Origin of the sequence: Tateyamaria sp. ANG-S1 (assembly GCF_000814025.1) — a bacterium.
GTDB lineage: Bacteria > Pseudomonadota > Alphaproteobacteria > Rhodobacterales > Rhodobacteraceae > Tateyamaria.
This window is the reverse complement of the sequence record NZ_JWLL01000003.1, coordinates 639,574-653,679: the sequence shown is the minus strand read 5'-3', so window position 1 is coordinate 653,679 and position 14,106 is coordinate 639,574. Positions and strand designations below refer to the sequence as shown.

Below are 14,106 nucleotides of genomic sequence, written 5' to 3'. Positions count from 1 at the left end.
CAGCAAGCGCAAGTGCGTTTTTGCTGGTAAGAGTGTGCTGTCTGCCGTAAGACCGCCGCATGATCAGTTTGACCACCCTCCGACGAGCCGTGCGACGCAGCTAAGACCTGCGACTGATCCATTGTGCCGTCTTGGCACGCCCCCACTCTCAAAATTGTTGACCCCGACCTTTGCCTCATGCACCAACGTGCTCTGACGCATTGGCTTTCAAAAAGGATGATCCGCATGATCACGTCCGTTCTGCCAACCTACAACCGCGCTCCTTTGACCTTTGTCAAAGGCGAGGGCGCCTGGCTGATCGAGGCAGATGGCCGACGTTTTCTTGACCTTGGGGCCGGGATTGCGGTGAACGCTTTGGGTCATGCGCACCCCGCGTTAACCGCGGCTTTGACGGAGCAGGCGGGTGCGCTGTGGCACACCTCCAACCTCTATCACATCCCACAGCAGCAGGCGCTTGCGGACAAGCTGGTTGATGCAACCTTTGCCGACACTGTATTTTTTACGAACTCCGGCACCGAAGCCTGCGAGCTGGCTGTGAAGATGGCACGCAAATATTGGTACGACAAAGCGCATCCGGAAAAGGTCGACATCATCACCTTCTCCGGCAGCTTCCATGGCCGGTCCTCGGCCGGGATCGCGGCTGCCGGATCGGAAAAGATGACCAAGGGCTTTGGCCCGCTCTTGCCGGGTTTCACGCATCTGACATTCGGTGACCATGACGCCATCGCATCCGCCATCACCGATGAAACCGCCGCCATCCTGATCGAACCGGTGCAGGGCGAGGGCGGGATCATTCCCGTGCCCGATCAGTGCCTCAAAGGTCTGCGCGACCTCTGCGATGAAAAGGGCATCCTGCTGATCCTGGACGAGGTGCAGTGCGGCGTAGGCCGGACCGGCAAGCTTTTTGCTCATGAATGGGCCGGGATCGAACCGGACATCATGATGGTCGCCAAGGGCATCGGTGGCGGTTTCCCCCTCGGGGCCGTTCTGGCGACCGAAGAGGCAGCGAGCGGCATGACCGCAGGCACGCACGGTTCCACCTATGGCGGTAACCCTTTGGGCTGCGCCGTGGCATGCGCCGTGTTGGACATTGTGAGCGACCCGGCCTTCCTCGACGACGTCAACCGAAAGGCGGGATTGCTGCGCCAAAAGCTGGAAGGACTGATCGCTGCCCATCCGGACGTCTTTGAAAAGGTCCGCGGTTCCGGCCTGATGATGGGCATCAAGTGCAAGGCAGCCTGCGGGGACGTCGTTTCTGCAGGCTACGCGCACAATGTCATCACCGTACCGGCGGCAGATAACACGATCCGGCTGTTGCCGCCATTGAACATCACCGATGAAGAGATCGGAGAGGCCATCACGCGCCTCGATGCAGCGGCGCAGGCCGTTGCCGCCTGATCTTCCCTGTTTCAGAAAAATCCCGGGGGTCCGGGGGCTGGCCCTCGGCGCTCTCCAATCAAGAGTTACAGAATGACCCATTTCCTGGACATCCACACAACCGATCAACCCGAACTGCGCAAAATCATCGACAGCGCCCATGCCATGAAAACCGCGCGCGCCGGTCGGCCGAAGGGAGCACTGGACGATGACCAGCCGCTGGCCGGGCACATGGTCGCGCTGATCTTTGAAAAACCATCCACACGAACCCGAGTTTCCTTTGACGTGGGCGTGCGTCAGATGGGCGGGCAGACCATGGTGCTGTCGGGCAGCGATATGCAGCTTGGTCACGGCGAAACAATTGCGGACACAGCCCGCGTGCTCAGCCGCTATGTCGACCTCATCATGATCCGCACGTTTGAGGAGGCAACGCTGCTGGAGATGGCGGAATATGCTTCGGTGCCTGTCATCAACGGGCTGACCAATCGGACCCATCCATGCCAGATCATGGCCGACGTTATGACCTTTGAAGAGCATCGTGGGCCCATCAAGGGCAAGAAGGTGGTGTGGTCGGGCGACGGCAATAACGTCTTTGCCAGCTTCGCACATGCCGCGAAGCAGTTCGACTTTGATCTGACATTCACCGGCCCTGAGCCGCTGGACCCGGAACCCGCGCTTGATGGCCTCTACACGACCGAGCGGGATCCGCACATTGCAGTGCAGGGCGCTGATCTGGTTGTCACGGACACCTGGGTCAGCATGCACGACCCGCAATCGGCGCGCGAGCGGCGGCACAACCAGCTGCGCGGCTACCAGGTCAACGCCGACCTGATGGCCAAGGCCAAGCCGGACAGCCTGTTCATGCACTGCCTGCCAGCCCACCGCGATGACGAGGCGACGTCGGAGGTGATGGATGGGCCGCACTCCGTTATCTTCGACGAGGCCGAGAACCGTCTGCACGCACAAAAGGCGATCATGCGTTGGTGTCTGGGTACCTGACGCGGTGACCAAGCCACGCATAGCGGTCGCAGGGGCTGGCAGCATTGGCTGCTACGTGGGTGGTTTGCTTGCCCTTGCGGGACATGACGTGCGTTTCCTTGCGCGGTCGCGTGTGATCGCCGCATGCGCCGACGATGGGCTGCGGTTGACGGACTTTGACGGGCACGATGTGCGTTTGCCCGCACCGCGCATGGTGGACGCACCCGCTGATGCCTTTGACGACGCAGAGGTGGTCCTCGTCTGTGTGAAATCCGGTGACACCGCTGCGATGGCGACAGAGATTGCGCGGCACGCACCCAGTGCTCAGGTCATAAGCTTGCAGAACGGCGTTGAAAACGCTGGTATTTTGCGGGCTGCGCTGCCTGCTGCAGATGTGCGCGCGGCAATGGTTCCTTTCAACGTCATGGCGGAAGGTCCGGCGCATTATCATCGGGCAACGTCCGGCGACATTTTGGTCGAAGCTGGGCCGCTACCCGACTTCTCAACCCGGACGCTGAACTGGTGCCCTGTTGAGGACATTGAAGCCGTGCAGTGGGGCAAGCTCCTGATCAACCTCGGCAATGCGATCAACGCCTTGTCTGATCGTCCCTTGCTCACGCAACTGCAGGACCGTAGCTGGCGCCGTTTGATGGCGGATCAGATGGCCGAAGCCTTACGCATCCTGGCCGTTGCCGGAATCGCGCCGGCCAAGACAACAGCCGCCCCGCCGCGTCTCATCCCGCATATCCTGCGCCTGCCCACACCGATTTTTCGTCGGATCGCGGCGCAGATGCTGACCATTGATGTCCATGCCAGATCCTCAATGTGGGAGGATTTGAAGCGGGGGCGACACACCGAAATTGACGCCTTGCAAGGGGCGATCATTGCCCTTGCGGATCGTCACGGGAAACAGGCACCTCTGAACGCGCGTATGTGCAGTTTGATCCGGCAGGCCGAGGCGGCCGGGACTGGTCCGCCGGGCCTGACACCGCAGCAAATCCGGGGTTGAAGGCCGTTGCCCAATCACTGGCGTGGTTTTGCGCGCAGTGTCGGGTTTGCTTCGGTTGGATCTTCGGGCCATGGATGCTTGGGATAGCGCCCGCGCATATCCTTGCGCACATCAGCATAGGACGTCGCCCAGAAACCGGGCAGATCCGAGGTCACTTGAACCGGGCGCTGCGCGGGGGACAGTAGGGTGATTTGCAGCGGCGCCTTGCCAACCATCGGATGTCGCGTAACGCCAAACATCTCTTGCAGGCGGACCGAAACACCTGGCACCGCATCGTCGTAGTCGATTGGCACGCGGCGGCCCAGCGGGGTTTCGAAGTGACCCGGCACGGACTTGTCCAGCCGTTGCATATTGTTCCAACCGAGATGCGATTGAAGCGCTGGCAGAATATCGAAGCCTTTCCAGTCCGCAGCGCTTCGAACGCCAGACAGATGTGGCAACAGCCAGTCATCCAAAGTCTGCATCAACGTCTCTGGGCTGGTGTCGGGAAAGTCATCGGCCATCAGGGCAGCGCGGGCCAAGAGCCGTTGCGCGCCTTTCGACGGCAGCAATCCGAGCTGTCGCACTCCATCGAGCATCGCGCGTGCGATCGCGTCGTCTGGAGCGTCGTGCCATGGGCGATTGTCGAGGACGAGCGCGCCGAATTGCCGTTGGGTGCGCGCCAGAACCGCGCCGTCGCGCTTGGACCAGTGGCAGGTGTCGCTCCAGGCGATTTGGTCGGGAAAGAGGTCTTCCAACTCCGACAGTGACAGCGCTGCGGCTTGCCTGATCTTTGCTTCACGCGGGTTGCCGTCTAGGTCTGTTGCGACGATGAGGGTTTGGCCCGCCAGCCCATCTGCGTCCGGCAGGATCGCTCCCTTGCCGCCGGACAGCACGTAGCGGGGTGCATCCCCCGGGCGCCGTTTTCCGATGCGGTCCGGATAGGCGAGCGCTGCCATCGCTGCGGCGCTTATCTGCGTCCGGTCATTGTGGCCTTTGGCCAGCCGCGTCGCCTCGTCACGAATGCGGGCTACGGCACCGTGATGCACAGCACCGCCAAAATCCGTGGGTTTTTTGATGGCCCGCAAACGCAGGTTTAGGTCGACGCCTAGACCACGTAGAGGATCTCGATCTGCCAGCAGGGCTGCTATCGGAGCGGCCTGTCTGCCCGCCTTCACCAGCATATGCGCCAGGCGCGGATGCAGGGGTTGGCGCGCCAGCAAACGCCCGTGATCCGTAATTCTGCCTTGGCTGTCCAGTGCACCCAGCATGTGCAACAGATTTCGGGCCTCGGCCAAACGGCCCTCGTGCGGTGCCGTGACAAAACGCAAATCGGTCTCGCGTGCACCCCAGATGGCAAGCTCCAGAGCGAAGGTAGATAGATCGCCTGCCGTGATTTCCGGCGGCGGAAAGGCGGCAAGTGCGCCATCTTCGCCCTTGGTCCACAGCTTGTATGCGACCCCAGGCGCAACCCGCCCGGCGCGGCCCGCCCGCTGCGTCGCCTCGGCCCGTGTCACTCGTTCGGTGATCAATCGGGACATGCCGGACGAGGGATCGAACTGCGCCCGCCGTGCCCGCCCGCCGTCCACAACAATGCGGATATCCGGAATGGTGAGAGAGGTTTCCGCAATGGACGTCGCCAAAACGATCTTGCGTTCATCGGACGGGGTCACGGCCGCGCGCTGGGCCTTGAAGTCCATGGCGCCATAGAGCGGTTGCACGTTTGGCAAGTCTGACAGCAGCGCGGCCGTGCGTTTGATCTCGCCTTCACCCGGCAGGAATGCCAGCAGGCTGCGGGGCTCGGTTTTGTAGGCGCTGCGGATCAGGTCTGCCATCGCCGCCTCAAAGCGCTGCGCCTTGTGCACCGGAGCGTCGAGCCAGCGTGGCTCAACCGGAAAACTGCGCCCCTCGGATGTGAGGATGGGCGCCTGCATCACTTCGGCCACGGGCGCTGCATCGAGTGTGGCCGACATGGCCAGCAGGATCAGGTCGTCGCGCAGTGCCTCGGCCACTTCGAGGCACAGGGCCAACCCGAGATCGGCATTGAGTGAGCGTTCGTGGAATTCGTCAAAGATGACCGCACCGACACCGGGCAGATCGGGCGCATCTTGGAGCATGCGGGTCAGAATGCCCTCGGTGACCACTTCGATCCGTGTGGCCTTGCTGACGGCGCTTTGGCCGCGGATGCGGTAGCCGACTGTTTGCCCAGTTTTTTCACCCAAGGTTTGCGCCATGCGCTCCGCCGCGTTGCGTGCGGCAAGGCGGCGGGGTTCGAGCATCAGGATACGGCCCTGCGTCAGACCTGCCTCCAGCATTGCAAGAGGCACGCGCGTTGTCTTGCCCGCTCCGGGCGGTGCTTGCAGAACGGCGCGGCCCTGCGTGCGCAAGGTGTCCACTAGGTCGGGCAGGATGTCGTCGATGGGCAAGCGGCTCATGTCGGTCTTATGGCGCAATGGACAGGGTGCGCCAACACTGGACATTTTGGGGATGCGCCCGCAGAAAGCCGCCATGGATATTAAGGACCTGTCCCAACGCATCTCGCAAGGTGAACGCCGTGCCCTTGCCCGTGGTATTACCCTGGTCGAGAGCGGTCGCGCGGACCATCGCGCACAGGCGGCCGAGGTTCTCGCAGCGCTACCGCGCGAGCGGCAAGCTTTGCGCATCGGATTGTCCGGCACGCCGGGCGTTGGCAAGTCGACCTTTATCGAAGCCTTTGGCATGACATTGGTGCAGGCCGGTTTGCGAGTGGCCGTTCTGGCCGTCGATCCATCCTCGGCCCGGTCGGGCGGGTCTATCCTTGGGGACAAGACGCGGATGGACCGGCTTAGCCGCGAAGCCGGTGCGTTCATTCGTCCGTCACCCAGCCAGACGCATCTTGGCGGCGTCGCGCGGCGGACGCGAGAGGCGGTTGCTTTGTGTGAGGGCGCTGGTTTCGACGTTGTGCTGATCGAGACGGTTGGGGTTGGTCAGTCTGAAACCGTCGTGGCGCAAATGTCCGACCTGTTTCTACTGCTCTTGGCACCTGCGGGCGGCGACGAGTTGCAGGGCGTCAAGCGCGGGATCATGGAAATGGCGGACATGATCCTGATCAACAAGGCCGATGGCGACTTGAAGCCCGCGGCGACACGGACCTGCGCCGACTATGCCGGAGCCTTGCGCCTGCTGCGCAAACGGCCGCAAGACCCGGATGGCTACCCCAAGGCAATGATGGTTTCTGCGCTGGTCGAAGAGGGGCTGGAGGCCGCGTGGGCCGATATGCAGGCTCTTGTCGAATGGCGACGCGACGCTGGGTTTTTTGAGGCGACCCGTGCAGCACAGGCGCGGTACTGGTTTGAAGAGGATGTGCGGTCGGCCTTGCTGTCGAAGCTGGATGGCAGTCGTGCAAAACGGACCATGGAACGGCTTGGCACACAGGTGGCAGAGGGTGCCGTGTCACCGTCAGTCGCAGCGGCGCGGATGCTGGAAGCACTGGATGCCAATTTCGACCCGGTTCGGGTTGACCCGGTGCCCGATTCCCCCTAAAGCCACCAAACGAATTTCGATGGCGCCGCCCACCCTGCGCGGTGCCTATGTCGTTTCGGGGCCCGCAACACGGTTCAAACGGCAAAGCGGAGAAGAGGATAAACCCATGTCGCGCGTATGCGAACTGACCGGTAAAGGCCCGATGACTGGCAACAATGTCAGCCACGCCAACAACAAGACCCGTCGGCGTTTCCTGCCGAACCTGAACGACGTGACGCTGCAGTCCGAAACGCTGGGCCGTGGCGTCAAGCTGCGTATCTCGGCGGCAGCCCTGCGCTCGGTCGACCACCGCGGTGGTCTGGACGCTTTCCTGGCGAAAGCCAAGGACGTTGAGCTGTCCGACCGCGCCCTGAAGGTCAAGAAAGAGATCGCAAAGGCGCAAGCCGCGACGGCCTGATCCTTTTCTGGTCAATGTGAGTGCCCCGTCTGCCCTGCAGGCGGGGTTTTCTTCTGTGTGGTGGTGCTCTGTCTTGTTCGTGCGCAGGCCATTGTGCCGCAGTTGAGACGGCGTTTCATGCTCGTTAGATAAAGAACATGACGCGCAGCTTTTACGCCATTCTGCTCAGCCTTGTGTTGGTGGTGACCAGCCACAGCGCGGCGATCGCGCGTGGGTCAGCGACCGCTGTTGATCACATCGTGATTTGTTCGGGCACCACGGTTACGATGGTGTTCATAGATGCAGAGGGGCAACCCACCGAGACCCCGCACCTGTGCCCCGACTGCGTGCTCCACCTGCTGGCAGCCGTCCTGCCATTCCAGGACCCGGCCGCCCCCCTATTGCGCAGTGCGACGGCGGTGGCCTGGTTGTCTGCGCCTGCACGTGCCGGTGCGCCCTGGCGACATAGATCCGCGCGTGCGCCTCCTGTTTTGATCTGACACCACCTCATCCAACACGATCCCATTCAGAAACAGGAGGACATCATGTCCTTTCGCACGACCTTGGCTGCGACGTTTGCAGCAACTCTCTTTTCCATTCCCGCGTTTGCCGACGGTATCATGGTGATGGACCCGTACGCTCGGGCCGCCAGCCCCTCGGCAAAGTCCGGAGCAGCCTTCATGATGATCCATAACGAGACCGGCCAGGATGATACCCTTATTGCCGCGCGCTCTGACGCAGCGGCTCGCGTCGAATTGCACACCCATATTGATGCCGGTGATGGCGTTATGCAGATGGTTGAAGTCGAAGAAGGCTTTCCGATTGCAGCAGGCGATATGCATCACATGAAACGCGGTGGGGATCACGTCATGCTGATGGGACTGACTGGTCCACTGGAACAGGGTGCCAGCATCGACGTCACGCTTGTCTTTGAAAACGCGGGCGAAGTGGTGTTCACCATTCCGGTCGATAACGAGCGTAAGCCTCCGGCAGATGCGCATGGGCACGGCGGGCATGGCGATCACGACCACTAGGCCGTGCGCTGCAGTATCAGTGGTAAGGCGGATCCTGATCCGCCTTACTGCGACAACACCTCGCTGACCCAAGCCGGAACAGTTTGGGACGCCATACCTGGGCGGATGTCATCGAACAGGCCGACATTCTCTCCGGGGTCGAGGTTCATCTCGATGGTGTGGGCGCCCGCGTGACGCGCCAATTGAACGAACCCCGCCGCAGGGTATACGTTCCCGGATGTCCCGATCGCCACAAACACGTCCGCTCGCGCCAGCGCTTTTTCGATGCGGTCCATTTCATAGGGCATTTCGCCGAACCAAACGATGTCCGGCCGGGCAGACGGCGCGCCGCAGTGCGGGCATGACTGCCCAACCGTCATTTCCAAAGGGGCCGACCAGCGATGCTCGCACCTGCCGCAGAGTGCCGAGTTCAAGGCACCGTGCATATGGATCACAGTCTTGCTGCCGCCCTTTTCATGAAGGGCATCGACGTTTTGCGTGACAAGCGTCACCGATCCGCTGTGTTCTGATTGCAAACGCGCCAGTGCCTCATGCGCGGCGTTCGGCGTCGCCTCGGCCGCTTGAGTGCGCCGCGCATTGTAGAAATCGACTACCAATTGGGGATTGCGCGCGAACCCTTCGGGCGTTGCGACATCCTCGATACGGTGCTGCGCCCAAAGTCCCCCTTCGTCGCGGAACGTGCCCAGCCCGCTTTCAGCGGAAATGCCGGCACCTGTCAGGATCACAATGGATGGGGCGGACATGTGAGTCTCCTTGTTTGCTGGGGCGGTCAACCGTCGAGAAGCCGCAGTTCGCCTGCAAGCCAAGGCAGCTGGCCAAGGGCAGGGTCCATCATGTGGGTTTTGATCAGCCTGCGCATGGTGTTGGCCACGTCAGTCGGGACATCGCCTGCCCAGTCCGCGCTCGCATATAATGAAATCGTGCGCGAGAAGGGTTTGAAGGGCAGGGGAAAGGCGTCGACCTGATCATGGAAGCGTCCTGCGCGCATGTATCCCAGCGGCGTTGTCACCGCCCAGCCGATGCGGCGCGCAACCATTGCCATGAGTGCGAGGTGACTGCCGATCTCGAACCGGTCGGCGAAGGTGAGTTTCTGCCGTGCCAAGTGTGCCTCGATCTGGCGTGAAATAAGCTGTTCGCGTTCATAGCGCAGGAAGGGCAGGTCCGGCAGGATGGCCATCGGGTCGTTGTTGCGCACCACGCCGCGCGGCGCCACGAGGATGAAGGGATCGCGTGCCAGCGGATACTCCAGCACGCCATCGCGCATCGTGCCGTCACTGGCTGAGATGGCGATGTGCAGGCTTTTGTCGGCGATGGCTTGCAGGATTTCGTGGCTTGGCGCCGTTGCCAGCGTGAACTTACAGCGGGTCAGACTGTCAGCCAGAATGGTCACCAACCGCGGGGTCAGGTCATTTTCAAAATCGTCGATGACACCGATGGACAGCGCCGACAGATGGGCCAGGTCCATGACCGTCAGTTCCGATTGCGCCAGTCGCAGTTGTGACAATGCTGCCTCTGCCCGAGCGAGGAAGCTTGTCCCCGCCGGCGTCAGGCGCATGGGGCGTTTTCCGTGATCGACAAGGTCTGTTGCCAACGCAGTTTCGAGGTTGCGCAGCTGCTGGCTGACCGCAGGTTGGCTCAGGCCGGTCACCGCCGCTGCCTGAGCGACAGACCCCGTTGCAGCCAAAGCCTCGAAAACCTCGAGGCCGCGTAAAGTGACACCTTTGCTCAGCATGTGGGACCTCGTAGCAGTTTCGTAATCGTTGAAGGTCCGACGGTGGTATTGGTCAAGGAAAATCGCCCTTTTGAGTGCGCTAATTTTCAAAAACTGAAAGGAACACGACCTGTCTTGCGTCGCAAGTCATGCCTGAGGCACAAAACAGCATGAAAATCGCAACCGCTTCTTACCCGCTCGACGTGCTGCCCAACTGGGCGGCTTATGAGGACAAGCTCACATCCTGGGTTGCAGAAGCGGCGCAGGCTGGTGCGGACTTGCTTGTGTTTCCGGAATACGGCGCGATGGAGCTTGCGACGTTGGCGGGGCTCGACATCGCGGGTGATCTTGAGGCGTCCTTGTTTGCCGTGGCCGAGCGCCTTGCAGATGCAGACGCTGTGCACGCCCATCTCGCCAGGCAGTTCGGTGTCCATATCCTTGCGGCGTCGGGGCCAGCGATGACCGATTTGCCCGAACATGTTATCCGCCCGGTCAATCGCGCCCGGCTTTTTGCGCCGTCGGGGGCAATGGTGCAGCAAGACAAGCAAATCATGACCCGGTTCGAGGCCGAGGTTTGGAATGTCGTTCCGGGTGGTCCCCTGCGCGTGTTTGACACTGCGTTAGGCAAGATCGGGGTTCTCATATGCTATGACAGCGAGTTTCCTTTGCTTGGGCGGTCTTTGGCCGACGCGGATATCCTGCTTGTTCCATCGGTCACCGAAGCCTTGTCGGGCTATTCCCGCGTGCGGATCGGGGCACAAGCCCGTGCGCTTGAAAATCAGTGTGTGACGGTCATGTCGTCCGTCGTCGGAGAGGCCCCGTGGTCCGAGGCCGTTGACGTATCTGTCGGTGCGGGCGGAGTTTTCGGACCACCAGACAAGAGTTTCCCCGAAACAGGTATCATCGCCGAGGGTGCTTTGAATGCGCCCGGGTGGGTGTATGGCGAGGTTGACATATCAGCCATAGCTGAGGTGCGGGCCGATGGTGTCGTGCTCAATCGTCGCGATTGGGCGCTTCAGAGCGGTCGTGCCGATCCGGTCACAGTCGTGACACTGGCCTGATTAGCCCTTGAACTATGGGGCGCGGAGGCGCATTTAGTGGCGCGTCCGCAAATTGGCGGGCCGTGTAACGAAGGAGAGACCATGGCCAAGGAAGATACGCTCGAATTTCCCGGTGTCGTGAAGGAACTCCTGCCCAATGCGACGTTTCGGGTCGAGCTTGAGAATGGCCATGAGATCATCGCACACACGGCAGGAAAAATGCGCAAGAACCGTATCCGTGTTCTGGCAGGCGACAAGGTGCAGGTCGAGATGACCCCCTACGATCTGACCAAGGGTCGGATCAACTACCGCTTCAAATAACCCACATTCGTGGCGTTCATTCTGGGATCCGGTAGCCCGAGACGGCTGGAGCTGCTCGGGCAACTTGGCATTGTGCCGGATGCCGTCCGGCCGCCCGACATTGACGAGGACCCGCACAAGGGTGAACTGCCGCGCGCGTACTGCTCAAGGATCGCGCGCGAAAAGGTCGCTGCGGTTGAGGCCGATGCAGGCGATGTCATCCTGTGCGCGGATACAACCGTTGCGCTGGGACGTCGCATCTTGGGCAAGCCAGAGGATGAATCCGAGGCAAGGTCGTTCTTGTCGCTGCTCTCGGGCCGTCGTCACCGCGTGATCACTGCCGTTTCTGTGCGAAAGGCTAAACACGTTTGGGAGCGGGACGTCGTCAGCACGGTGCGTATGAAGCAGTTGTCCCAAGCCGATATCGACGGCTACCTAGCTACCGAGGACTGGCGTGGAAAAGCGGGCGGATATGCGATCCAGGGGCCCGCTGGCGCCCTGATCCCTTGGATATCGGGATCGTTCACCGGCATCGTCGGACTGCCACTTGCAGAAACCGCTGGCCTTCTCCAAGCCGCCGGTATGAAGGTGTGGGCATGAAAGGTCGCCAAATCCTTCTGGACCACATCGACGGGCGCGAAGCGGCAGCGCTCATGGTCGACGGTCATCTCGATGATTTGCTGATCGACGCTGATGCCCCCCGTCCCGGGACGATTTATCGCGCAGTTACCGATCGCCCCGTCAAAGGGCAGGGCGGCATATTCCTTAAAACGCCCGATGGATCCGCATATTTGCGAGGCGTCAAAGGGATTGGGCAGGGCGAAGAGCTTCGAGTGCAAGTCACAGGTTACGCGGAGCCCGGAAAGGCGATCCCGGTCACGCACAAGATCCTTTTCAAAAGCAGGTATGCTATCGTTACCCCGGATGCACCTGGGTTAAACCTGTCACGCAGCATTCGAGACGATGATGTCCGGGATGCTCTGTTGGCCCTTGCGCATGACGGCATGGATGGCAGTCCGATGGGATTGATCCTGCGCTCTGCCTCTGCCGAGGCTGATCTTGAAGACGTTGCGGAAGATATCACAGCCATGCGCGATTTGGCAGAGGCGGTGATGGGTGACACTGGGCAGGCCCCCGAAACCCTTTCCGAAGGGGACGGCCCGCATACATTGGCGTGGCGGGATTGGGTGGCTCCGGCCCAGGTGGTGACAGAACCTGGTTGTTTTGAAGCACAGGGCGTTCTTGACGCTGTGGATGCAGCTCGCGGTGCGTATGTTGCGCTGGGCGGCGATGCCAGCATGATGGTAGAAGCGACGCGGGCACTTGTTGCCGTGGACGTGAACACCGGTTCCGATGGTTCCTTTGCTGCTGGTACAAGGGCAAACTTAGCCTGCGCGCGTATGCTGCTATCCGCCTTGCGTGTGCGCGGTCTTGGCGGCCAGATCACCATTGACTTGGCCCCGATGCCCAAGAAAGAGCGTAAGACGTTTGAGGCCGTTTTGAGGGCGGCCCTGCGTCAGGACGACATCGACACAGTGATGGCGGGCTGGACCCCCCTTGGCCACTTCGAGCTGCAGCGCAAGCGCGCGCGTATCCCGCTGTCACAGGTGCTGCCATGAGCTGCCCGATTTGTAACGCTGATACGGTCCTGACCTACCGTCCGTTTTGCTCCCGCCGGTGCGCGGATACAGATCTCGCGCGATGGATGAACGGCGCGTACGCCGTGCCGTCAGAGCGGGAAGATGACCTGGATGTCCCTGACGATGAGGCTCCGCCAACACATTAAATATTGAGTGTGATTTTGCTATGGACAGCACCCAACGATGCGCTTATCACGCCTCCACCCGAAACGAGATGTTTCACCCGTGCCCGGGTAGCTCAGGGGTAGAGCAGTGGATTGAAAATCCTCGTGTCGGTGGTTCGATTCCGCCCCCGGGCACCATTTAAATTTAGCAAAAACAGTTACTTGCCGGGTTTCTGCGTTGCAGCTAAAATCGCTGAAAACGCCAAAATACCCTATCACAATGTTAGCACAGTCTCAAAAATACCTGTTAGCACAGTATGTTGTGAGCGCCGCGCCGTGCACCTAGCACAGTTCTAGCACAGCACGGTAGCAACACTCCTTGCCGTGCTTATGGTGCTTTGGGAGTGATGATGTGAGGTTAGTGTGTTGAAATTGTTGATTTAAACATGTGGTTTTCAGAGGTCTTTGCACAAGCCGCCGGTCAAGATGAATTTCTTTCGTCACGAAAGTTCGGTTCAGAATTTTCCCGAGGAAAGTCTCTAAGAACTCTTACCCAGTTTGGTTGGAGGAAAAAGCTGATTTAATCAGGTTTTTTCGCCTCTACGATCAACGTGGCCTACATACGATCCAATATTGGTCTGGAAGCCGCTAGAGCTTCCAGATCTTTAGGTTCACTCTGGCTTAACGGTGTAATCCAGATCGACTGCCTCCGGCCCTGTTGCGGGTCCGATCAACTGGCGCATCTGATCACGGAAACGCTCCACCATTGGGCGTTTCAGCATCCAACGATGGAAGTCCCCTGGTGACGTGTTGTGGTGTTGAACTGATCCGTAGTCTCCTGGCGCAGCGATATCCATCCGGACAGGGAACTGAAGCCACGTCCCTTGGAATTCTTCGGACAGCATCCAGTTCAAGTAGAGTTTTGCAGCCGCTTTGTTTTTGGCCTGCGTCGGTATTCCTGCGGTCTGGAACCAGGTCAGGAAGTAATCCTCTTCTGGAAGCATGAACTCGGTGTTTAGCCCAGGGAAGTTCTCAA

At 60.6% G+C, this 14,106-nt stretch carries 16 protein-coding genes and 1 tRNA gene; 13 read left to right on the top strand and 4 right to left on the bottom strand.

The genetic code is table 11. The annotated features are described in order from the left end of the window. The first annotated feature begins 225 nt into the window (after nt 1-225). The 3 genes from RA29_RS05060 to RA29_RS05050 all read left to right on the top strand — a co-directional run bounded on the left by RA29_RS05060 (nt 226) and on the right by RA29_RS05050 (nt 3,364). Entirely contained in the window at nt 226-1,398 is a 1,173-nt protein-coding gene (locus RA29_RS05060) for an aspartate aminotransferase family protein (protein WP_039684008.1), read from the top strand. A 72-nt stretch (nt 1,399-1,470) separates the two neighbouring features. After that, nucleotides 1,471-2,376, top strand: coding sequence for an ornithine carbamoyltransferase (gene argF / locus RA29_RS05055; protein WP_039683437.1), 906 nt, complete (start codon nt 1,471-1,473; stop codon nt 2,374-2,376). Between the two features lie 4 nt (nt 2,377-2,380). Then, nucleotides 2,381-3,364 (top strand): 2-dehydropantoate 2-reductase, encoded by a 984-nt coding sequence (locus tag RA29_RS05050; RefSeq protein WP_039683436.1) that lies wholly within the window; start codon nt 2,381-2,383, stop codon nt 3,362-3,364. 14 nt (nt 3,365-3,378) lie between these two features. Here RA29_RS05050 and hrpB read toward each other — a convergent pair whose 3' ends face one another. Beyond that, entirely contained in the window at nt 3,379-5,778 is a 2,400-nt protein-coding gene (hrpB, locus tag RA29_RS05045) for an ATP-dependent helicase HrpB (protein WP_039683434.1), read from the bottom strand. A gap of 73 nt (nt 5,779-5,851) precedes the next feature. On the opposite strand from hrpB, the gene meaB reads away from it, so the two are divergent. The 4 genes from meaB (at nt 5,852) to RA29_RS05025 (ending at nt 8,275) form a co-directional block, all read left to right on the top strand. Beyond that, nucleotides 5,852-6,865 carry a methylmalonyl Co-A mutase-associated GTPase MeaB gene (gene meaB / locus RA29_RS05040; RefSeq protein WP_039684006.1) on the top strand — a complete coding sequence of 338 codons (1,014 nt, stop codon included), beginning with the start codon at nt 5,852-5,854 and terminating at the stop codon, nt 6,863-6,865. Nucleotides 6,866-6,971: 106 nt separating this feature from the next. Then, nucleotides 6,972-7,262 (top strand): 50S ribosomal protein L28, encoded by a 291-nt coding sequence (gene rpmB, locus RA29_RS05035; protein ID WP_039684004.1) that lies wholly within the window; start codon nt 6,972-6,974, stop codon nt 7,260-7,262. A 137-nt stretch (nt 7,263-7,399) separates the two neighbouring features. Continuing rightward, the gene (locus RA29_RS21740; protein ID WP_052249470.1) at nt 7,400-7,741 is read left to right on the top strand and encodes a DUF2946 family protein; all 342 of its coding nucleotides are present in this window, start codon (nt 7,400-7,402) and stop codon (nt 7,739-7,741) included. Between the two features lie 45 nt (nt 7,742-7,786). Beyond that, nucleotides 7,787-8,275, top strand: coding sequence for a copper chaperone PCu(A)C (locus RA29_RS05025; protein WP_039683431.1), 489 nt, complete (start codon nt 7,787-7,789; stop codon nt 8,273-8,275). 44 nt (nt 8,276-8,319) lie between these two features. On the opposite strand, the gene RA29_RS05020 is transcribed toward RA29_RS05025, so the two are convergent. Together RA29_RS05020 and RA29_RS05015 are read right to left on the bottom strand one after the other, a co-directional pair. Further along, complete coding sequence (locus RA29_RS05020; RefSeq protein ID WP_039683427.1) at nt 8,320-9,018, bottom strand: NAD-dependent deacylase; 699 nt, start codon at nt 9,016-9,018, stop codon at nt 8,320-8,322. 26 nt (nt 9,019-9,044) lie between these two features. Continuing rightward, nucleotides 9,045-10,007, bottom strand: a complete 963-nt coding sequence (locus RA29_RS05015) for a LysR family transcriptional regulator (RefSeq protein WP_039683426.1) — start codon at nt 10,005-10,007, stop codon at nt 9,045-9,047. A gap of 149 nt (nt 10,008-10,156) precedes the next feature. Between RA29_RS05015 and RA29_RS05010 the strand changes: the two genes are divergently transcribed. The 6 genes from RA29_RS05010 (at nt 10,157) to RA29_RS04990 (ending at nt 13,268) form a co-directional block, all read left to right on the top strand. Then, a complete protein-coding gene (locus tag RA29_RS05010) occupies nt 10,157-11,047 on the top strand; it encodes a carbon-nitrogen hydrolase family protein (protein ID WP_039684000.1) in 891 nt (296 codons plus the stop codon). 81 nt (nt 11,048-11,128) lie between these two features. After that, nucleotides 11,129-11,347, top strand: coding sequence for a translation initiation factor IF-1 (infA, locus tag RA29_RS05005; RefSeq protein ID WP_005978431.1), 219 nt, complete (start codon nt 11,129-11,131; stop codon nt 11,345-11,347). A gap of 9 nt (nt 11,348-11,356) precedes the next feature. Further along, on the top strand, nt 11,357-11,926 hold the full coding sequence (locus RA29_RS05000) for a Maf family protein (protein ID WP_039683423.1): 570 nt from the start codon (nt 11,357-11,359) through the stop codon (nt 11,924-11,926). Next, a complete protein-coding gene (locus tag RA29_RS04995) occupies nt 11,923-12,945 on the top strand; it encodes a ribonuclease E/G (protein WP_039683421.1) in 1,023 nt (340 codons plus the stop codon). Before RA29_RS05000 ends, RA29_RS04995 begins: the two co-directional genes overlap by 4 nt. Further along, entirely contained in the window at nt 12,942-13,112 is a 171-nt protein-coding gene (yacG, locus tag RA29_RS22340) for a DNA gyrase inhibitor YacG (RefSeq protein WP_082029436.1), read from the top strand. Before RA29_RS04995 ends, yacG begins: the two co-directional genes overlap by 4 nt. 81 nt (nt 13,113-13,193) lie before the next feature. Next, nucleotides 13,194-13,268 (top strand) — tRNA-Phe (locus tag RA29_RS04990). 473 nt (nt 13,269-13,741) lie between these two features. On the opposite strand, the gene RA29_RS04985 is transcribed toward RA29_RS04990, so the two are convergent. After that, a complete protein-coding gene (locus RA29_RS04985) occupies nt 13,742-14,074 on the bottom strand; it encodes a hypothetical protein (protein WP_193743466.1) in 333 nt (110 codons plus the stop codon). Between the last annotated feature and the right edge of the window lie 32 nt (nt 14,075-14,106).